Source organism: Rathayibacter sp. AY1H2, assembly GCF_002931985.1.
In the GTDB taxonomy this organism is placed as follows: Bacteria; Actinomycetota; Actinomycetes; order Actinomycetales; family Microbacteriaceae; genus Rathayibacter.
This window is the reverse complement of the sequence record NZ_PSUV01000007.1, coordinates 59,621-77,876: the sequence shown is the minus strand read 5'-3', so window position 1 is coordinate 77,876 and position 18,256 is coordinate 59,621. Positions and strand designations below refer to the sequence as shown.

Here is an 18,256-nt window from a genome sequence, read left to right as displayed (position 1 = left end):
CTGGTGAGGACTGCCTCCGGCAGTCCTCACGGCGGTCGGCTTCCCGAGGGGGGCGCGTTCCGTAGAGCCGGTGACGGACGGCGGACTGCGGCCCGCCGCCCCCGTGAGGCAGGGATGCTCTCACGGAGGCGGCGGGCCTCCGGCCGCCTCCACCCTGCTACCGGCGTCGGGCGGCGAGCCTGCGGCCGCCTTCACGGGCAGGGACGGGGCGCCGCCGATCATGCTGGTCGAGTGGCCCCGCGACGGCGCATGGAGACCAGCCCGACGGATGGTCTTGCCAGCATGCTGGTCGAGTAGCCCCGGAGGGGCGTATCGAGGCTCGAGGCGAGGGCCTGGCCGGCGCTGGGAGAGCGGACCGCAGGCGCCGGGGCGGGTGGACCGGCCGATCGGGACGGGCGAGGAGCCCGCAGGGGTGCAGGGAAGGCCCGCGACGACGGGTGGAGGAGAGGAGCGCGACGTGCAGGTGACGCAGCTGGCGCTCAGCGACTTCCGGAACTACGAGTCGGTCGACGTCGAGCTCGTGCCCGGACCGAACCTCTTCGTCGGCCGCAACGGCCAGGGCAAGACGAACCTCGTCGAATCGCTCGGCTACCTCTCCACCCTGGGCTCGCACCGCGTGTCGAGCGACCAGGCGCTCATCCGCGCCGGCCGGGACAGCGCCGTGGTGCGCGCCCGCCTCCGCAACGGCGAGCGCGACCTGCTGGCCGAGGTGCAGATCAACCGCTCCTCCCCCAACCGCGCGCAGATCAACCGCGGCGGGATCAAGCCGCGCGAGCTCCCCCGCTTCTTCTCCAGCGTCCTTTTCGCCCCGGAGGACCTCCTCCTCATCCGCGGCGACCCGTCGGCCCGCCGCCGCTTCCTCGACCAGCTGGTGATCCTCCGCTCCCCGCGGATGAGCGCCGTCCAGGCCGACTACGAGCGGGTGCTGCGCCAGCGCAACTCGCTGCTCAAGTCCGCACGGGCGAGCGGCGTCCGCGACCCCTCGAAGCTCGGGACCCTCGACATCTGGGACGAGCGCCTGATCGCGCTCGGGACCGAGATCATGCAGTCGCGCCTCACCCTGGTGGAGGAGCTGAGCGGACCGGTGCGCGCCGCGTACGAGGCGGTCGCCGGTGCCGACCAGCGTCCGGTACTCCGCTCCCGCCTGAGCATCGAGGGCGCGGTCGACGACGACGGCGAGCCCGTGGAGCAGCCGGGCGCCGCGTCACCGGCGGCGGGCGAGGGACTGGCGGAGGCGTTCGCGTCCGCGCTGGCCGGGGTGCGACGCCGCGAGCTCGACCGGGGCGTCTCCCTCGTCGGCCCGCACCGGGACGACGTGCAGTTCGAGCTGAACGCGCTGCCGGCCAAGGGCTACGCCAGCCACGGCGAGAGCTGGTCGTTCGCGCTGGCGCTGAAGCTGGGCGCCGCGGAGCTGCTCCGGCGCGACTCCCCCATGGGCGATCCGGTGCTGATGCTCGACGACGTCTTCGCCGAGCTGGACGCGCGCCGGCGCGAGCGGCTCGCCTCGGTGGTCGCCGACTACGAGCAGGTCCTGATCACCGCGGCCGTCTTCGACGACGTCCCGGAGGCGCTGGCCGCGCACACCGTGCGGATCGAGGCCGGCCGGATCGTCGGCACGGGCGCCGCCGCCGCGCCGATCGCCGTGCCGGAGCCGACCGCACCCGACTCCGCCTCGTCCGATCCGGTGTCCTCCGACTCCGCTCCTCCCGGTCCGGTCTCGTCCGACTCCCCTTCTCCTGGTGCCGTCTCCTCCGCCGCGGCCTCCTCCTCGGAGCCCGCGTCCCCAGCGCCGGCGTCCACAGATCCCGCGTCCCCGGAGCCGCCCGCCCCGTCGGAGCCATCCGATGGCTGACTCCCCGCCCCGTCGGAGCCGGCCGATGGCTGACTCCCCCCGCCGCGGAGCCCCCGCACCCGGCTCCGAGGCCGCCCGCGTCTACCGCCACCTCAAGGAGGTGTTCGGCGCCGACGGCCCGCGCCGCATCCGGAAGACCGTCGAGCGCGCCGAGCCCAAGGGCGACGCGATCCCGTTCGGCAAGGGCCGCGACCCGCACGACCTCGGCGACGTCCTCGACTCCCTCACCGTGAAGCTCGGCTGGACGGCGCCGCTGGCGCAGGGCGACCTGATGTCGTCGTGGACGGCGATCGCCGGCGAGGAGACCGCGAAGCACTCGACTCCGGTGGGCGTCGTCGACGGCGTGCTGACGGTCGCGTGCGAGTCCACGGCGTGGTCGACGCAGCTCCGGCTGATGCGGATCGAGATCATGAACCACATCGCCGTGAACTTCCCCGACGCGGGCATCGCGTCGATCCGTTTCCAGGGCCCGGACGTCCCGAACTGGAAAAAGGGTCCCAGGTCGATTCCAGGGCGTGGTCCGCGCGACACCTACGGCTGAGGACGCATTTTCGGTCGACCGCCGATCTTTCGCGCCTCAGATCGCCGTCCAGCGCTTCGGATCGACCCGGCACGCGGTAGAATGGAGGGCCGCCGAACCGCAGTGACGCCGCCGCGCGGGCGATCTCCAGATCACCGTGCGCGTCGCGACGGACCGTCAGAGGAGAACTCCACAGCTATGACTCACGAGCCGAACGACTCCACGTCACCCGCAGCGAACGACCTGGACGCGAACGGCTCAGCAGCCCCCTCCGCTCCGCACGAGAGCATGTCGACCAAGTCGTCCGGCGACTATGGCGCGAACCAGATCCAGGTCCTCGAGGGCCTCGAGGCGGTCCGCAAGCGCCCCGGCATGTACATCGGATCCACGGGTCCGCGCGGTCTGCACCACCTGGTCTACGAGATCGTCGACAACGCCGTCGACGAGGCGCTCGCGGGCTACTGCGACAACATCGAGATCCTGATGCGCGCCGACGGAGGCGTCACCGTCTCCGACAACGGCCGCGGCATCCCGGTCGACATGCACCCGACCGAGGGCATCTCCACGGTCGAGCTGGTCCTCACCGTGCTGCACGCCGGCGGCAAGTTCGGCGGCGGCGGCTACGCGGTCTCCGGCGGCCTGCACGGCGTCGGCTCCTCCGTGGTCAACGCGCTGTCGACGCGACTCGACGTCGAGGTCAAGCGCCAGGGCGCCGTGTACCGGATGAGCTTCACCGACGGAGTGCCGGACGCCCCGCTCGAGAAGGGCGAGGCCAGCGACGAGACCGGCACGACGATCACCTTCTGGCCCAACGCCGGCATCTTCGAGACGGTCGAGTTCGACTACGAGACCCTGCGCGCGCGCTTCCAGCAGATGGCGTTCCTCAACAAGGGCCTGCGCATCGCGCTGACCGACCAGAACGAGGTCGAGTTCGAGGGGGAGGGCGAGAACGAGACCGAGGGCGACCGGACCGACGTCTTCCACTACGAGAAGGGCCTCGTCGACTACGTCGAGTACATCAACTCGCTGAAGAAGTCGGACCTCGTGCACTCCGAGATCATCGATTTCGAGTCCGAGGACACCGAGCGCCGCATCTCGCTCGAGGTCGCCATGCAGTGGACCACGGCCTACACCGAGAGCGTCCACACCTACGCGAACACCATCAACACCCACGAGGGCGGCACCCACGAGGAGGGCTTCCGCGCCGCGCTGACCACTCTGGTCAACCGCTACGCGCGCGCGAACAACCTGCTCAAGGAGAAGGACGAGAACCTCTCGGGCGACGACATCCGCGAGGGCCTCACCGCCGTCGTGTCGATCAAGCTCGGCGAGCCGCAGTTCGAGGGCCAGACCAAGACGAAGCTCGGCAACACCGAGGCGAAGGCGTTCGTGCAGCGCGTGGCCGGCGAGCAGCTGGCCGACTGGTTCGACCGCAACCCGAGCCAGGCCAAGGACATCATCCGCAAGGCGATCCAGGCGGCCTCGGCCCGCATGGCGGCGCGCAAGGCGCGCGAGACCGCCCGCCGCAAGGGCCTGCTCGAGGGCGGCGGCATGCCGGGCAAGCTCAAGGATTGCCAGTCCAAGGACCCGTCGATCTCCGAGATCTTCATCGTCGAGGGCGACTCGGCGGGAGGATCCGCGGTGCAGGGCCGCAATCCCGAGACGCAGGCGATCCTCCCCCTCCGCGGGAAGATCCTCAACGTCGAGAAGGCGCGGCTCGACCGCGCTCTCGGCAACAACGAGGTCCAGGCGATGATCACGGCGTTCGGCGCCGGCATCGGCGAGGACTTCAACCCCGACAAGGCGCGGTACCACAAGATCATCCTGATGGCCGACGCCGACGTCGACGGCCAGCACATCACGACGCTGCTGCTGACGCTCCTCTTCCGCTACATGCGCCCGCTGATCGACCTCGGCTACGTGTACCTCGCGCAGCCGCCGCTGTACCGCCTCAAGTGGTCGAACTCCCCGCACGAGTACGTCTACAGCGACCGCGAGCGCGACGCCCTGATCGCGCACGGCTCGGCGACCAACAAGCGCATGCCCAAGGAGAACGGCATCCAGCGCTACAAGGGCCTCGGCGAGATGGACTACAAGGAGCTGTGGGAGACCACGATGGACCCCGCCACGCGGACCCTCCTCCAGGTCACGCTCGACGACGCGGCCGCGGCCGACGAGATCTTCTCCACTCTCATGGGCGAGGACGTCGAGTCCCGCCGTTCCTTCATCCAGAAGAATGCGAAGGACGTGCGCTTCCTCGACATCTAGTGGTCGAGGAAGCGGACGTCCTTCGAAAGACGGCGGCCGGGCGGTCCAGTGGACCGTCCTCGCGACCACCTCGAACACGTGACGGCGGCCCTCGATGGGCCGCATCCTCGACCAGAACACGACAGAGGCCCTCACCGGCCCGCACACCTGACACCCAGCGCGACCGCCGCCCCCGCTCCTCCGGGGCACGGACCCACCTGAGAGACCAGAGATCATGGCAGAAGAACCCACCACCCCCACCGGCCCGGACGAGAGCGACGACATCGTCACCGAGACCGGTGTGGTGATCCACGGTCACGACAAGATCGAGCCGGTCGACCTGCAGCTCGAGATGCAGCGCTCCTACCTCGACTACGCGATGAGCGTCATCGTCGGGCGAGCCCTGCCGGAGGTGCGCGACGGCCTGAAGCCCGTGCACCGCCGCGTGATCTACGCCATGTACGACGGCGGCTACCGGCCCGACAAGGCGTTCTCGAAGTGCTCGCGCGTCGTCGGCGACGTGATGGGCCAGTTCCACCCGCACGGCGACTCCGCGATCTACGACGCGCTGGTCCGCCTGGTGCAGCCGTGGAGCCTCCGCTACCCGCTCGCGCTCGGGCAGGGCAACTTCGGCTCCCCCGGCAACGACGGCGCCGCCGCCCCCCGGTACACCGAGACCAAGATGGCGCCGCTCGCGCTCGAGATGGTCCGCGACATCGACAAGAACACCGTCGACTTCCAGGACAACTACGACGGCCGCACGCGCGAGCCGGCGATCCTGCCGGCCCGGTTCCCGAACCTGCTCGTCAACGGCTCCGTCGGCATCGCGGTCGGCATGGCGACCAACATCCCGCCGCACAACCTGCGCGAGGTCGCCGCCGGCGCCAAGTGGGCGCTCGAGAACCCCGACGCGACGCGCGAGGAGCTCCTCGAGGCGCTGCTGCAGCGGATCAAGGGACCCGACTTCCCCACCGGTGCGCAGATCCTCGGCGTCCGCGGCATCCAGGACGCGTACCGCACCGGCCGCGGCTCGATCACGATGCGCGCCGTCGTCTCCATCGAGGAGATCCAGGGCCGCACCTGCCTCGTCGTCACCGAGCTGCCGTACCAGGTGAACCCGGACAACCTGGCGATCAAGATCGCCGAGCTGGTCAAGGACGGGCGCGTCTCGGGCATCGCCGACATCCGCGACGAGACCTCCGGTCGCACCGGCCAGCGCCTCGTCGTCGTCCTGAAGCGCGACGCCGTGGCGAAGGTGGTGTTGAACAACCTCTACAAGCACACGCCGCTGCAGGAGAACTTCGGCGCGAACATGCTCGCCATCGTCGACGGCATCCCGCGCACGCTCTCGCTCGACGGCTTCATCCGCGCCTGGGTCGACCACCAGGTCGAGGTCATCGTGCGCCGCACCCAGTACCTCCTCGACGAGGCGGAGGCGCGGATCCACATCCTGCGCGGCTACCTCAAGGCGCTCGACGCGCTCGACGAGGTCATCGCCCTCATCCGCCGCTCCCCCACCGTGGAGGAGGCGCGCGACGGCCTGATGGAGCTGCTCGACATCGACGAGGTGCAGTCCCGCGCCATCCTCGACATGCAGCTGCGCCGCCTCGCGGCCCTCGAGCGCCAGAAGATCATCGACGAGCACGACCGGATCCAGGCCGAGATCGAGGACTACAAGTCGATCCTCGCGAGCCCCGAGCGCCAGCGCACGATCATCTCGGACGAGCTCGACGAGATCGTCGACCGCTTCGGCGACGACCGCCGCACCGAGATCCTCTTCGGGTTCGACGGCGACATGAGCGTCGAGGACCTGATCCCCGAGGAGGAGATGGTCGTCACCGTCACCCGCGGCGGCTACCTCAAGCGCACCCGGAGCGACTCCTACCGGGCCCAGCACCGCGGCGGCCGCGGCGTGCGCGGCGCGCAGCTGAAGGCCGACGACATCGTCGAGCACTTCTTCGTCACCACCACGCACCACTGGCTGCTGTTCTTCACGAACACCGGCCGCGTGTACCGCGCCAAGACCTACGAGCTGCAGGAGGCCGGCCGCGACGCCAAGGGCCAGCACATCGCGAACCTGCTCGCGCTCGAGCCGGGGGAGCAGATCGCGCAGATCCTCGACATCCGCGACTACGAGGCGGCCCGCTACCTGGTGCTCGCCACGCGCGACGGCCTCGTGAAGAAGACGGCCCTCTCGGAGTACGACACGAACCGCTCCGGCGGCATCATCGCGATCAAGCTGCGCGACGGCGACGAGCTCGTCTCGGCGCTCCTGGTCGAGGAGGACAGCGACGTGCTGCTGGTCTCCCGCAAGGGCATGTCGATCCGCTTCACCGCGTCCGACGAGGCGCTTCGTCCGATGGGCCGCTCGACCTCCGGAGTCCGCGGCATGTCGTTCCGCGGGGAGGACCGCCTCCTCGACGCCAACGTCGTCAGCGACGAGGGCTTCGTGTTCGTGGTCACCGAGGGCGGCTACGCCAAGCGCACCGCGGTCGACCAGTACCGCCTCCAGGGACGCGGCGGGCTGGGCATCAAGGTGGCCAAGCTCGAGGAGAAGCGCGGCGACCTCGTGGGCGCCATCATCACCGGAGAGGACGACGAGGTGCTCGTCGTGCTCGCCAGCGGCAAGGTGGTACGCTCTGCGGTGGCCGAGGTACCGGCCAAGGGTCGCGACACCATGGGAGTCGTCTTCGCACGATTCGCTGAGGACGACCGCATCATCGCACTCGCCAAGAACACCGAACGCAATCTCGACGCCCAGGACGAGGATCCCGACGCCGCGGCGCCGGCCGAGTCCGCCCCGGTGTCGGAGGAGGATGGGTCCGTAGATGAGTAGCACCGTCGCCGAGAAGCTCGCCAGGAAGTCCGCGAAGAGCCCGGCGGCGAAGCAGGTCCGCCTGAAGCTCGTCTACGTCGACTTCTGGTCGGCCGTGAAGCTCTCGTTCCTGCTGGGCCTGACGCTCGCGATCATCACGATCGTCGTCGTCTACCTGGTCTACACGGTCCTGGCCCAGACGGGCGTGTTCGACGAGGTCAACGGCCTCGTGCAGGACATCGCCGGCGCCGAGGCGTTCGACCTCAACACGATCATCTCGCTGCCGCAGGTCATGGGCTTCGCGATCGTCGTCGCGGTGCTGAACACCATCGTCACCACCGCGCTCGGCGCGATCGTGGCGCTGCTGTACAACCTCAGCGTCAAGATCACCGGCGGCCTCCTGGTGGGCTTCACCAACCAGTAGGGCGCACGGTCCGGCCGATTGGGATTCCTGCTCGATGTCGGGTAGAGTCTCCTCTGGCCATTCCGGGGGTATAGCTCAGGCGGTTAGAGCGCTTCACTGATAATGAAGAGGTCCCAGGTTCAAGTCCTGGTACCCCCACCCGGTCCGAACGGCCCGTCACCTCGCGGTGGCGGGCCGTTCGACTCTCGGAGACGGATCGCCCCGTCTCCGGCCCGGGGCCTTAGCTCAGTTGGTAGAGCGCCTGCTTTGCAAGCAGGATGTCAGGAGTTCGAATCTCCTAGGCTCCACACTTCCTCCCCGCTCGCGGGTGCTCCCCTCACAGGCCCTTCTGGTCTCCCGGCCCACGGCACTCCGGGTCCTCCGCCGTCGCGGGGTCACCGTGTCGAGGTATTCGGCGGCCTCTCCTGTCGCCCGCCGCGCGGCCATGCGATCGAGGCCGCCGCTCGGACGGCCGAGCCGCCCGCTCAGCGGTCCACGCAGGCGAGGCCGAGGAACTGCTGGACCGAGAGGGTCTCGGACGTGCCGTCGCGGATGTCGCCGACGATGATCTCGCCGACGGAGAGCGTGTCGAACTGCTCGGCCGTGAAGACGACCGGGCGGGCGAGCACGGAGCGGTCGGTCGCGTAGGCGCCCAGCGCGAGGTCGACGCCGAGCGGGAACCGCTCGATCACCGTGTCGGCCGGCCAGACCGTGGATCCGGAGAGGTCGGTCGCGCCCAGCTGCGTGACCGGTGACGGGGAGACCCAGCGGGTGACCCTCCGCAGCCCGTCGCCGATGGTCAGGGGGGCGGAGTCGGAGGCGGCGAGGTCGAGGCCGTCGACGGATCCCGAGCACACGACGACGACGCCGAGGACCTCGCCGCGCTCGCCGCCCCGTCCGAGCCCGACCGCGGCCGTGGTCACCGGCTCCTCGGAGGCGCATCCCGAGAGCGCGAGGGCGCCGAGCAGAACGACGGTGCTCGCGAGCGCAGCGCGACGGTGCATGGGTCCTCCCGCGGCCACCCTACGCGGGCAGGGCGAGGGCCAGAGCGGCGAGAGCCTGCGGGAGGGAGGGGGCGCCCTCCGCCCGGAAGACCACCTCTCCGGCCGTGTCCCGCACGACGACCGTGGGCGTCGAGCGGATGCCGGCGGCCTCGGCCTCGACGGGGTGGAAGGCCACGTCGCGCTCGCGGATCTCGGCGGCGGGGACGAGCTCCGCGGCGCGCTCCAGCACCGAGCGCGCGGCATGGCAGGCGCCGCAGAAGGCGGAGGTGTAGAGCTCGACGATCACGACGAAGGGAACGCCGGGGCGCGGCCGGGGATTCCCGGGCACCGTCAGCGGAGGAGCCAGGCCTCGTTCATGGTGAGGGCCGCGTCGACGAGCTCGACGCGCTCCAGCTCCTCGACGTCGCTCAGGGGGAACCAGGCGGCGGCGTCCGTGGAGCCGTCCACCTCGTGCGTGAGCTCGCCGCCCACGATGCGGGCGCGGTAGACGACGCGGATGGCGTGCAGGGGACCGGCCTCGGGATCGCTGCGCCGGTGCGCGGGGATCACGTGCGAGTCCACGCCGATGAGGGCCTCGAGCTCGGCGCGGTAGCCCGTCTCCTCGAAGATCTCGCGGACCGCGGCGTCGGCGGGCGACTCGCCCTCGTCGATCCCGCCGCCCGGAAGCGTCCAGGCCGACCACGGTCCCTGGCTCCAGTGCGCGAGCAGCATCCGCTCACCGTCGATGATCACGCCGTACGCGGCGACCCGGATGTCCACCGCAGAAGCCTAACCCGGGCATGCGAAGGAGCCGGACCCCCTGAGGGGCCCGGCTCCAGCGACGAGAACGTCAGGAAGCGGTCGAGGCCGCGTTCTGCGCGGCGCTCTGCGGCTCGTCCTCGGCGACCCACAGCTCATCGTCGGCGCGGAACGTCTGCCAGACGGCGTAGCCGATGCCGCCGACGGCGACCAGCGCGGCGCCGATCGCGAAGACCGTGCCGACCTTGTTCTTCTTCTTCGGGGGAGTGGTGAGCTCCTCCCAGCGCGCCTTCGAGATCTCGGCGAGCTTCGCGCGGTTCTTCGAGTCCTTGGCAGCCTCGAAGGCGGCGGCGGCCGTACCGCCCACAGCGGCGAAGGTCGGGACGACCTTGTGCTTGTAGGCGTTGCGGGCCGAGGAGTACGTGCCCTCGACGGCCGAGACGCCGTTGTCGTAGACCGGCTTGACGCGCGAGTCGTACGTGTCCTTGACGAAGGGGACGAGCTCCTTCTTGGCGTACTTCGACGCGTGGCGGCGGCTCTTCTCGAGCACGGAGGCCGCGTGCGCCAGCACCTCCTGCTGCTCGCCCCAGACCGCCTCGGCGTTCTTGCGAAGACGCTTGAGGTCCTTCTTGTGCTTACGTGACAGACCCATGTTGGTCCTCCATCGGCTACGAGCAGCGAACGCCTCAATACTGCCACTCATCGATCGGCGTCCGCATCGCGCACCCAGCGCATTGACACCGGGCGTTGCAGGGGCCTACAGACGCGCTGTGCGAGAATCCGAGCATGCCTTTGCACACCGCAGTCGCGACGTTCCACACCAACAAGGGCGACATCGTCGTCAACCTCTACGGGAACCACGCTCCCAAGACGGTCCGCAACTTCGTCGGTCTCGCGACCGGTGACATCGAGTGGACCCACCCCGCCACGGGTGCGAAGACGAAGGAGCCGCTCTACAACGGCACCGTCTTCCACCGCATCATCCCCGACTTCATGCTCCAGGGCGGCGACCCGCTCGGTCAGGGCATCGGCGGCCCGGGGTACCAGTTCGACGACGAGATCAACTCGGAGCTCGACTTCACCCAGCCCTACATCCTCGCGATGGCGAACGCCGGCAAGCAGGCGGGCCGCGGCACCAACGGCTCGCAGTTCTTCATCACCGTGGCGCCGACGACCTGGCTCCAGGGCAAGCACACCATCTTCGGCGCCGTCGCCGACGAGGAGTCGAAGAAGCTCGTGCAGTCGCTCTCGGCGGTCCCCACCGACGGCCGTGACAAGCCGCTCGAGGACGTCGTGATCGAGAGCGTCGAGATCACCGAGGTCTGATCGCCTCATCCACCACTCATTCGAGGGCCGGGTCCGTCAGGGCCCGGCCCTCGTTCTCCCCGGAGGCACGTCCGTGACCCAGGTCCCGCCGAGCAGCACCTACTCCTGCTACCGACACCCCGACCGGCAGAGCTTCGTGCGCTGCCAGCGGTGCGGCCGCACCATCTGCGGCGAGTGCCAGACGCCGGCTCCGGTCGGCGTGATCTGCCCGGACGACATGGCGCAGCAGCGCGCCACCGCACCGCGCACCCGCGGTCCCCTCCTCTCCCGCGTGCGGGCCATGACCCGTGCCGACCAGCCGACGGTGACCTACGCGATCATCGCGCTCTGCATCGTGCTGTGGATCGTCGAGATCCTTCCCTTCGTCGGCGGGCCGGCGGTCAACGCGCTCCTGTACGCCCCCGCCTACACGCTCCCCGGCTTCGGCGCCGGCTTCGAGCCGTGGCGGATGCTCACCTCGGTGTTCCTCCACAGCACGTCGCTCTTCATCGTCATTCCGTTCCACCTGGTGCTGAACATGTACACGCTGTGGGTGTTCGGCATGGTGCTCGAGCGCATGCTGGGCCGCGGGCGCTACCTCACCCTCTTCCTCCTGAGCGGTTTCGCCGGATCGGTGGGCGTCCTGCTCCTCGCGAACCCGTTGACCCCGGTGATCGGCGCCTCCGGTGCGATCTTCGGGCTGATGGGCGCGTACCTGGTGATCCTCCGGCACCTGGGCGGTCAGGCGTCGCAGCTGCTGGTGCTGGTCGGACTGAACCTCGTCATCGGCTTCCTGCCCGGGATGAACGTGGCGTGGCAGGCGCACGTCGGCGGTCTGGTGGCCGGCGCGCTCATCGGGCTGGTCTTCACGAAGACCCGGCAGCGCGCCCAGCGGCGCACGCAGAACCTCCTCGTCGGGCTCATCGGAGTCGGACTGGTGGCGATCACCGCGGGCGCCTACGTCCTCGGCTGATCCCGTCCCCTCCCGCAGCGGCGGGTCCGGCAGTGCCTCGCGCACTCCCGGGCCCGCCGCTTCGTCGTTCCCGCGGTGACCGTCTCCACCGCTGTCCACAGGTGCTCTCCACAGGTGGGGAGGAAGTTATCCACAGAGTTGTTAACACTGGGGAGAACGTCCCGGGTGTCCTCCTCGGGAGGAGGATCCGGGGACGGCGGCGCGTCCGAGAACCGGCGGGCTGGTGCCGATCGGGGCCCTCCGCGCCTCGAGCAGGCCAGCGCGGCGGAGACCGCGGAGTTCTCCACAGGAGATTCCACAGCTGGGGATAATTACAGCGGTGTAGTTCTCCGGCGGACGGCCACCAGGGCCGTCGCCTCACGGTCGTCGTCGCGGTGCAGCGAGGTGGCGAACCCGGCCGCCTGGAACGCCGAGGCACTCGCAGCGGCCTGATCCGCGCCGACCTCGATCACGACGACGCCGTGGGGTGCGAGCCACGCTCCCGCCTCCTGAGCGATGCGGCGGTGCAGGGCGAGCCCGTCCGACCCGCCGTCGAGCGTGAGCATCGGCTCGTGCACCCGGGCCTCCGGCGGCATGAGCGCGATCGCGGCGGTGGGGACGTAGGGGGCGTTGACGACGACGACGTCGATCCGCCCGCGCTCGCTCCCGGGGAGCGCGTCGAAGAGGTCGCCCTCGTGGACGTCGGCGCGGCCTGCGAGCGTGCGGCGCGCGCAGGCGACGGCGGCGGGGGAGAGGTCGGCCGCGAGCAGGCGGACGTCCGGCCGCTCCTCGGAGATCGACCGGGCGAGGGCGCCGGATCCGCAGCAGAGGTCGAGCAACACCGCGCCGTCCGGGAGGACCTCCAGGGCGCAGTCGACCAGCCACTCGGTGCGCACGCGGGGCACGAAGACGCCGGGTGCGACGGGGACGCGCAGGCCGCGGAAGGCGACCCAGCCGAGGATCTGCTCGAGGGGCTCGCCCGTCTCGCGGCGACGGAGCAGCAGCTCGAGGTCGGAGGGGGAGTCGGCGGCCTCCTCGAGCAGGCCCGCCTCCTCCTCGGCGAAGACGCAGCCGGCGGTGCGCAGACGCTCCACCGACGACGAACGCCCCGTCGGCGGACCGGACGGGGCGTCGTTCACGACTGGGGGAGGCTCAGCGCCAGCGCGTCGTCATCAGGAAGCCGATGAACGCGATGCCGAAGCCGATCAGGATGTTGAGGTTGCCGAGATCGGGGATCGGCAGGGTGCCCTGGCTCACGTAGAAGACGATGATCCAGGCGAGTCCGAGCAGCATGAAGCCGAACATCACCGGCTTGAACCAGACCGGATTCGGTGCGTTCTCGCCGGTCCGGGCCTCGTCGCGCTCGGGCTTCGGGCTCTTCGTCGCTCGTGCCATGCCGACCACTGTACCTGGCGGAGGCTCCGGGCCGGGAGCACCGGGGCTGCGCGGGTGCTGTGCGGACTCGCGGAGCGGCCGGTGCAGGCGCTCGAGTGGTCCCATCGGCCCTCCTCAGGCGGCGACTCGGGAGGGCTCTCCACAGGTCCGGATCATGCGCCACAGCCGGTCACGGCTCGCGCCTAGACTCGTCGCATGACCGCCCAGAACCCCGACGGGGCGGCTCTGCGGCCGCGAGCGAAGCGACGGAGGGCCCGCCCGGTCCGACGACTCTCGTTCTTCGGAGTCGTCGGCGAGCTCCTGATGACCGCCGGCGTCCTGGTCCTGCTCTTCCTGGCCTGGCAGCTCTGGTGGAACGACGCGGTGATCGCGGGCCGGCAGACGACGCAGGCGGCGGAGCTCCGCGAGACCTGGGGCGACTCCTCTCCGGCACCGCAGCCGACCGAGGCCGCCCCGACGGAGCCGGTCGTCGCGTCGGTCGCCGCCCTCGACACCTCCTTCGGCAACCTCTACATCCCGCGCTACGGCGAGGGGTGGGTGCGCACGATCGCCGAGGGCATCGACGCCGAGAACGTGCTCGACGAGGGGAGCATCGGCCACTACCCCGGGACGCAGATGCCCGGCCAGGCCGGCAACTTCGCGCTCGCCGCGCACCGCAGCGCGTACGGCGGAGGCATGCACCTGATCGACGAGCTCCAGCTCGGCGACCCGATCTACATCGAGACGGCGGACGGCTGGTACACCTACCGCTTCCGCAACCTCGAGTACGTCCAGCCCTCCGACGTCCAGGTGATCGACCCGGTCCCGTGGACTCCGGACGCGGCTCCGACCGACCGCCTGATCACGCTGACGAGCTGCAACCCGCTCTACTCGACGGCCGAGCGGATCATCGCGTACGGCGTCTTCGACTCGTTCCAGCCGCGGTCCGCGGGGGCCCCCGCCGAGATCGCCGCCTCGCTGGCTGAGGAGGGCTGACCGTGTACGCAGCGCTGTGGCGGCTCCTTCCCGGGCCGTGGTGGGTCCGCCTCCTGATCGTCCTCGTCCTCGTCGCGGCGGTCCTGGTGGCGCTCGACGAGTGGGTGTTCCCCTGGGTGCAGTCGCTCGTGCTCGACCGGAACGTGACCGTCGGCTCGTGACCGCCGGCGCGGCCCCGCGGATCCTGGTCGTCGACCACCACGACAGCTTCGTCTTCACGCTCGTCTCGTATCTCCGCGAGCTCGGTGCCGAGGTCGACGTGGTCGAGGGCGACGACCTCGGGACCACGGCGCTCCTGGCTCGCGCGGAGGAGGCGGACGGGGTCCTGGTCTCTCCCGGGCCGGGCCGTCCTGAGGACGTCCCCGCGTCGACGGCGCTCGTGCAGCGGGCGGAGGCGACCGGGCGGCCGCTGCTCGGAGTCTGCCTCGGCCACCAGGTGCTCGCCCATGCTCTCGGCGCCCGCGTCACGGAGGCGCCGGAGCTGCTGCACGGCCGGACGTCCGCGGTCCTTCACGACGGAGATCCGCTCTTCGACGGCCTGCCCTCCGGATTCGCCGCGATGCGGTACCACTCGCTCGCGGTCGACGGCGAAAGCCTTCCCGAGGAGCTGCGGGTGACGGCGCGGACACCGGAGGGAGTGGTCATGGCCGTCCGGCACCGGAGTGCTCCGCTCGTGGGCGTGCAGTTCCATCCGGAGTCGGTCCTCACCGAGGGCGGGCGGCGCCTTCTCGAGAACTGGCTGCGCGAGGTGAGGCCGGGCGGAGCGTCCGTATCGGCCGACGACACGCCCGGACTCTCGATCCCGGCTCGATGAATTGGAATTCGCCGGGCTTATCGGGCTCGTTATCGAGTCGAGAGCATTGAGGATGATCAGCGACCACTGTCCCCCGAACGGGGATGCCGCCCTGAGTGCGTTCTCACGTAGAAATCCGCCATCTGACGGCTAAATGACGGCGGGCGGAGGAGAACGCCGCGACAGGGTATGAGCGTGACCTTGTCCACCCCCTTGCGCACCCCCCGATCAGGTGGCGGGATTTGACGGGCTCCCGGCGGAGGATGCGGCCCCTTTTCCCTGCATAATCAGAGGGCGTCGACAGGGGGTCGGCGCCACAAGAGAAGTCCGGGGGGACCAGATGGTCGCATCGATCTCCTGGGCTTTCTCGGGAATCCGAGAGCTCGAGAATCTCGGACCGCGCATCGTCGTCAAACCCGGCACCGTTCCGAGCATCACCGGTTCGGGATTCGGCACCGCCGATCTGAGCGTCGTGCTGATGACGGTCTCGCCGCTGCGCGTCCTCCGCGGGACGTGGCCGGCCGACGACACCTCCTTCCTCACTTTCAGCTTCCTCATCGACGGCTTCGTGCGCATGGTCGCCCCGGACCGAACGGTGCTGCTGCGTCCGGGCTCGATCTCGTACCAGCAGGGGACGACGACGTTCACGACCGAGTCGACGACTCCGGCCACGATCCTCCACCTCTCGCTGCGCGCCGACGAGATGCGCCGCTACGGCTTCGACACGTCGGCCCCGGTCTACGCGCTCGACCCCGACGCCCGGTCCACCCGCGCCGCATACGCCTTCACGACCGCCTTCGCCCTCGCGGCGGAGTCCGGGACGGGGCTGCCCGGCGAGGGCGAGGTCACCGGCTTCGCCCACGTTGTCAAGCAGCTCCTCACCAGCGCGTTCCTCGCGGCGGCGAGCTCGCAGCCCGGCACCACGAGCGTGCGCGCCGCCACGCTCGGGCGCGCGCGCACGGTCATCGACCGGACGCACCGCACGCCGCGCTGCACCCCGGAGGCGGTGGCCGACGCGGTCAACGTGTCCACCCGCTCCCTCCAGCGGCTCTTCGAGGACGCGGGCACCACGGTCGCGAGCGAGATCGAGCGCTCCCGGGTCGCCAGCGCCGTGGAGCTCCTGCGCCGCCGCCCGCGGGAGGTCCCGCTCGAGGCGATCGCCGCCGCGTCCGGATTCTCCTCGGCGGACCACCTCCGCCGTGCGCTCAAGCGCCGCGAGGGGCTCACCCCGAGCGACATCCGCGGCAGGATCGCGCGCCCCGCCGACGGATCGGCAGCCGGCGAGGTCGTGCGGCTCCAGCCCCCGCTCGCCGACGCGCGCCGGGCGTAGCCGTTCACCTCGGGGCCGTCGGCCTCGCGGAGCATCGACCCCGACGAGCGACGTCCGGACGAGCCCTTCTCGGCGCGCAGAGCAGCGGCCCGGCCTCCACCGGGCACCGTCGGCCGACGCCGCAGCCGCAGCGGGCTGCAGGCCGGGTCAGCCCGCGCAGTAGCCGAGCTGGACGGTCGATCCCTGCGGGACGTCGCCCGGAGCCAGGGACTGAGTCGTGATGGGCGGGTTCGCCCGGGTCGCGTCGCAGGTCTCGTCCGGGACCTCAACCCCCACGAGCTGCAGCTTCTCGGAGGCGAGGGTGGCCAGCGCGCTGCTGAGGGACGTCCCGACGAGGTCGGGGAGCGTGACCTGGCCGGAGGAGACCGTGAGGTCGACCGGCGTGCCCGGGGCGACCTGCTGTCCCGCTCCGGGGGAGGCGGAGAGCACGACGTCGCCCGGGACGGTCGGCGAGTTCTCGCGGGTCTGGGAGCCCTCGACGAAGCCGACGGCGGTGAGCGCGTCGATGGCCTCGGCGAGGCTCTGCCCGACGGTGTCCGGCACGGCGACGGGCTGCGGGCCCTGGGACACGACGATGCGGATGACCGTCTCGGGTGCGACGATCGTGCCCGAGCCCGGATCCGTGCGGATCACCTCGCCCTCGGGGACGGTCGAGCTGTACTCCGCGACCTGGCTCGGCACGAGATCGAGCTCGGTCAGGGTCGACTGCGCGCTGTCGTAGGTGGTCTCGGTGAGGGTGGGGACCTCGCGCGACTGCGACGGCAGCGTCGACGCGGGCTGGAGCGTCAGCACCCAGATCACGAGTGCGGCGACGATCACGGCCAGCACGACGATCGAGGACCAGATCCAGAGGACCGGCGGGCGGCGCTGGGTGCGGACGATCGAGTTGTCCTCGGCCAGCTGGCGGAGGGCGAGCTCGGAGTCGTTGACTCCGCCCTGGCTGCGGGCCGCGAAGAGCGAGGTGGTCAGCTCGTCGATCGGGCGGTGGTCGGGGAGGCGTCCGGCGGCGGCGTCGCGCAGGTCGTCGCGGAACTCCGCAGCTCCCTGGAAGCGCTCGTAGCGGTCCTTCGACAGTGCGCGGGCGACGACCGCGTCGAGTGCTGGGGTGACGGCCGGGTTGATGGAGCTCGGCGCCGGCGGCGTCTCGCTGACGTGCTGGTAGGCGACGGCCACCGGGGTGTCGCCGCGGAAGGGCGCACGGCCGGTGAGGAGCTCGAAGAGCACGATGCCGGCGGAGTAGAGGTCGCTGCGGGCGTCGACCTGCTCGCCCTTCGCCTGCTCGGGGGAGAAGTAGGCCGCGGTGCCGAGGATCGCCGTGGTCTGAGCGACCGTGGCGGCGGAGTCGGAGACGGCGCGGGCGATCCCGAAGTCCATCACCTTCACCTGGCCCGACGGGGTCAGCATGATGTTGCCGGGCTTGATGTCGCGGTGGACGACGCCTGCGCGGTGCGAGTACTCGAGGGCGGTGAGGATGCCCTCCGTGATGCGGACGGCCTCGTCCACGTCGAGGGGGCCCTCGGCGATCAGGTCCTTGAGGAGGCGGCCCTCGATGTGCTCCATGACGATGAAGGGCCGGCGCGACTCGGCGCCGTTGTCGTCGAGCGAGACCTCCTCGCCCGCATCGAAGACCCGGACGATCGTGGGGTGCGACATGCGCGATGCGGACTGCGCCTCCTGGCGGAACCGCAGGCGGAAGGCGGAGTCGGAGGAGAGGGAGAGCTTCAGCTCCTTGATGGCGACGGTGCGGCCGAGCCGGGTGTCGGTGCCGAGGTACACCTCGGACATCCCGCCGCGGCCGAGCCGGGGCCCGACCTGGTACCGTCCCGCGATCAGGCGACCCTCATCCGTCACGCGCACGCTCCCGCCCTGTACTTCCGTGTGGTGCGGCCCCGAGGAGCCACGGCAAGTGTACCTATGGGCCCCTGGT

Annotated in this window: 18 protein-coding genes and 2 tRNA genes; 13 read left to right on the top strand and 7 right to left on the bottom strand. The window is 70.7% G+C overall.

From position 1 onward, the window contains the following. Positions 1-457: 457 nt before the first annotated feature. The 7 genes from recF to C5C29_RS07220 all read left to right on the top strand — a co-directional run bounded on the left by recF (position 458) and on the right by C5C29_RS07220 (position 8,145). Positions 458-1,852: a DNA replication/repair protein RecF gene (gene recF, locus C5C29_RS07250; RefSeq protein ID WP_181074905.1), complete on the top strand. Its 1,395-nt coding sequence runs from the start codon at positions 458-460 to the stop codon at positions 1,850-1,852. 25 nt (positions 1,853-1,877) lie between these two features. Further along, complete coding sequence (locus C5C29_RS07245; protein WP_104222676.1) at positions 1,878-2,393, top strand: DUF721 domain-containing protein; 516 nt, start codon at positions 1,878-1,880, stop codon at positions 2,391-2,393. 267 nt (positions 2,394-2,660) lie between these two features. After that, entirely contained in the window at positions 2,661-4,640 is a 1,980-nt protein-coding gene (gene gyrB, locus C5C29_RS07240; protein ID WP_208543372.1) for a DNA topoisomerase (ATP-hydrolyzing) subunit B, read from the top strand. Positions 4,641-4,854: 214 nt separating this feature from the next. After that, the gene (gene gyrA / locus C5C29_RS07235) at positions 4,855-7,455 is read left to right on the top strand and encodes a DNA gyrase subunit A (protein WP_104222674.1); all 2,601 of its coding nucleotides are present in this window, start codon (positions 4,855-4,857) and stop codon (positions 7,453-7,455) included. Further along, positions 7,448-7,858, top strand: a complete 411-nt coding sequence (locus C5C29_RS07230) for a DUF3566 domain-containing protein (RefSeq protein WP_104222673.1) — start codon at positions 7,448-7,450, stop codon at positions 7,856-7,858. Before gyrA ends, C5C29_RS07230 begins: the two co-directional genes overlap by 8 nt. A gap of 64 nt (positions 7,859-7,922) precedes the next feature. Then, positions 7,923-7,996: transfer RNA gene (locus C5C29_RS07225), tRNA-Ile, on the top strand. A gap of 76 nt (positions 7,997-8,072) precedes the next feature. Then, a tRNA-Ala gene (locus tag C5C29_RS07220) sits at positions 8,073-8,145 on the top strand. 177 nt (positions 8,146-8,322) lie between these two features. On the opposite strand, the gene C5C29_RS07215 is transcribed toward C5C29_RS07220, so the two are convergent. From C5C29_RS07215 to C5C29_RS07200, 4 genes are all read right to left on the bottom strand, one after another. Further along, entirely contained in the window at positions 8,323-8,841 is a 519-nt protein-coding gene (locus C5C29_RS07215) for a hypothetical protein (RefSeq protein WP_104222672.1), read from the bottom strand. A gap of 19 nt (positions 8,842-8,860) precedes the next feature. Further along, positions 8,861-9,169 carry a thioredoxin family protein gene (locus C5C29_RS07210; protein ID WP_258059325.1) on the bottom strand — a complete coding sequence of 103 codons (309 nt, stop codon included), beginning with the start codon at positions 9,167-9,169 and terminating at the stop codon, positions 8,861-8,863. A 2-nt stretch (positions 9,170-9,171) separates the two neighbouring features. Further along, positions 9,172-9,600 carry an NUDIX hydrolase gene (locus tag C5C29_RS07205; RefSeq protein WP_104222671.1) on the bottom strand — a complete coding sequence of 143 codons (429 nt, stop codon included), beginning with the start codon at positions 9,598-9,600 and terminating at the stop codon, positions 9,172-9,174. A 70-nt stretch (positions 9,601-9,670) separates the two neighbouring features. Further along, positions 9,671-10,231, bottom strand: a complete 561-nt coding sequence (locus tag C5C29_RS07200; RefSeq protein ID WP_104222670.1) for a hypothetical protein — start codon at positions 10,229-10,231, stop codon at positions 9,671-9,673. Between the two features lie 134 nt (positions 10,232-10,365). Here C5C29_RS07200 and C5C29_RS07195 point away from each other — a divergent pair, with 134 nt between their 5' ends. Beyond that, the gene (locus C5C29_RS07195) at positions 10,366-10,905 is read left to right on the top strand and encodes a peptidylprolyl isomerase (protein ID WP_104222669.1); all 540 of its coding nucleotides are present in this window, start codon (positions 10,366-10,368) and stop codon (positions 10,903-10,905) included. A 73-nt stretch (positions 10,906-10,978) separates the two neighbouring features. Next, positions 10,979-11,857, top strand: a complete 879-nt coding sequence (locus C5C29_RS07190) for a rhomboid family intramembrane serine protease (protein WP_104222668.1) — start codon at positions 10,979-10,981, stop codon at positions 11,855-11,857. A 311-nt stretch (positions 11,858-12,168) separates the two neighbouring features. Here the strand turns inward: C5C29_RS07190 and C5C29_RS07185 are convergent, their stop codons facing one another. Together C5C29_RS07185 and C5C29_RS07180 are read right to left on the bottom strand one after the other, a co-directional pair. Beyond that, positions 12,169-12,975, bottom strand: a complete 807-nt coding sequence (locus C5C29_RS07185) for a putative protein N(5)-glutamine methyltransferase (RefSeq protein ID WP_181074904.1) — start codon at positions 12,973-12,975, stop codon at positions 12,169-12,171. A 13-nt stretch (positions 12,976-12,988) separates the two neighbouring features. Next, positions 12,989-13,231: a cell division protein CrgA gene (locus C5C29_RS07180; protein ID WP_104222667.1), complete on the bottom strand. Its 243-nt coding sequence runs from the start codon at positions 13,229-13,231 to the stop codon at positions 12,989-12,991. A 195-nt stretch (positions 13,232-13,426) separates the two neighbouring features. On the opposite strand from C5C29_RS07180, the gene C5C29_RS07175 reads away from it, so the two are divergent. The 4 genes from C5C29_RS07175 to C5C29_RS07165 all read left to right on the top strand — a co-directional run bounded on the left by C5C29_RS07175 (position 13,427) and on the right by C5C29_RS07165 (position 16,329). Beyond that, positions 13,427-14,206, top strand: coding sequence for a class E sortase (locus C5C29_RS07175; RefSeq protein ID WP_104222666.1), 780 nt, complete (start codon positions 13,427-13,429; stop codon positions 14,204-14,206). A gap of 2 nt (positions 14,207-14,208) precedes the next feature. Beyond that, positions 14,209-14,367, top strand: coding sequence for a hypothetical protein (locus tag C5C29_RS17105; protein WP_167299010.1), 159 nt, complete (start codon positions 14,209-14,211; stop codon positions 14,365-14,367). Continuing rightward, the gene (locus tag C5C29_RS07170; protein WP_104222665.1) at positions 14,364-15,020 is read left to right on the top strand and encodes an aminodeoxychorismate/anthranilate synthase component II; all 657 of its coding nucleotides are present in this window, start codon (positions 14,364-14,366) and stop codon (positions 15,018-15,020) included. Before C5C29_RS17105 ends, C5C29_RS07170 begins: the two co-directional genes overlap by 4 nt. Positions 15,021-15,339: 319 nt before the next feature. Next, positions 15,340-16,329, top strand: coding sequence for a helix-turn-helix domain-containing protein (locus C5C29_RS07165; RefSeq protein ID WP_104222664.1), 990 nt, complete (start codon positions 15,340-15,342; stop codon positions 16,327-16,329). Positions 16,330-16,476: 147 nt separating this feature from the next. On the opposite strand, the gene pknB is transcribed toward C5C29_RS07165, so the two are convergent. Next, positions 16,477-18,180 carry a Stk1 family PASTA domain-containing Ser/Thr kinase gene (pknB, locus tag C5C29_RS07160; RefSeq protein ID WP_104222663.1) on the bottom strand — a complete coding sequence of 568 codons (1,704 nt, stop codon included), beginning with the start codon at positions 18,178-18,180 and terminating at the stop codon, positions 16,477-16,479. Between the last annotated feature and the right edge of the window lie 76 nt (positions 18,181-18,256).

Excerpts from the sequence above, each read along its gene's own strand:
- C5C29_RS07245 (WP_104222676.1), top strand. The coding sequence starts at position 1,878 with ATGGCTGACTCCCCCCGCCGCGGAGCCCCCGCACCCGGCTCCGAGGCC.
- gyrB (WP_208543372.1), top strand. The coding sequence starts at position 2,661 with ATGTCGACCAAGTCGTCCGGCGACTATGGCGCGAACCAGATCCAGGTC.
- gyrA (WP_104222674.1), top strand. The coding sequence starts at position 4,855 with ATGGCAGAAGAACCCACCACCCCCACCGGCCCGGACGAGAGCGACGAC.
- C5C29_RS07230 (WP_104222673.1), top strand. The coding sequence starts at position 7,448 with ATGAGTAGCACCGTCGCCGAGAAGCTCGCCAGGAAGTCCGCGAAGAGC.
- C5C29_RS07215 (WP_104222672.1), bottom strand. The coding sequence starts at position 8,841 with ATGCACCGTCGCGCTGCGCTCGCGAGCACCGTCGTTCTGCTCGGCGCC.
- C5C29_RS07200 (WP_104222670.1), bottom strand. The coding sequence starts at position 10,231 with ATGGGTCTGTCACGTAAGCACAAGAAGGACCTCAAGCGTCTTCGCAAG.
- C5C29_RS07195 (WP_104222669.1), top strand. The coding sequence starts at position 10,366 with ATGCCTTTGCACACCGCAGTCGCGACGTTCCACACCAACAAGGGCGAC.
- C5C29_RS07180 (WP_104222667.1), bottom strand. The coding sequence starts at position 13,231 with ATGGCACGAGCGACGAAGAGCCCGAAGCCCGAGCGCGACGAGGCCCGG.
- C5C29_RS07175 (WP_104222666.1), top strand. The coding sequence starts at position 13,427 with ATGACCGCCCAGAACCCCGACGGGGCGGCTCTGCGGCCGCGAGCGAAG.
- C5C29_RS07165 (WP_104222664.1), top strand. The coding sequence starts at position 15,340 with ATGGTCGCATCGATCTCCTGGGCTTTCTCGGGAATCCGAGAGCTCGAG.